This window comes from Testudinibacter sp. 'clade 2' (genome assembly GCF_006227735.1).
In the GTDB taxonomy this organism is placed as follows: Bacteria; Pseudomonadota; Gammaproteobacteria; order Enterobacterales; family Pasteurellaceae; genus Chelonobacter.
Genome location: NZ_VDHB01000169.1, coordinates 1 through 595 on the forward strand (window position 1 = coordinate 1; position 595 = coordinate 595).

The following is a 595-nucleotide window of genomic DNA, read 5'->3' on the forward strand; positions in this document are numbered from 1 at the left end:
AATATTTTTTCAGACGGCCTTTTTTATTCAAAGTGCGGTGGTTTTTTATGAAATTTTCAACAAATTAAACCGCACTTAGATAACTCTCCCCCACAGTTTATCCAATTGCCGTTCCATATCCGCAAGCGGCCAGGTGCAGCCGTGTTGGGTCAGCTGGATAGAAGGTTTGGTTTTGCCGTGGAAGTCGCTGCCAAAGGTGGTGAACAAGCCGTTTTGGGCGGCATCAGTTAAACTCTCACGGATTTGTTCCGGGCTGTGGTAGCTGCTGAAGGCTTCTATGCCGTCTATGCCTGTTTTGATGATGCCGTCGAGCAGCTGGGCTTTGCCTTTCAGGTTGATGTGCGGATGGGCAAGCACGGCCAAACCGTTGTTTTGGTGGATGATGTCCACGATTTCCTGCATGGCGGGATACTGTATCGGCGCATGGCAGGGTTTGCCTTGGGCGTAAAAATCCCAGTAAAAATTCACAAAAGGGTTGCTGCTGCGTTCGCCGCCTGCCCGGTAAGGCTTGAGCAAGGGGTGGTCTTGATAGGCGGGGTGTTCCAGCAAGAATTCGGCAAACATTTCGCCCGTCCAGGTTTCCGCCCAATAACGC

1 protein-coding gene is annotated in these 595 nt (G+C 51.1%); it reads right to left on the minus strand.

The window, feature by feature from the left end; genetic code table 11:
* Positions 1-75: 75 nt before the first annotated feature.
* Positions 76-595: PHP domain-containing protein (locus FHQ30_RS11775; protein ID WP_500692266.1), on the minus strand; the 520-nt coding region annotated here is incomplete at its 5' end.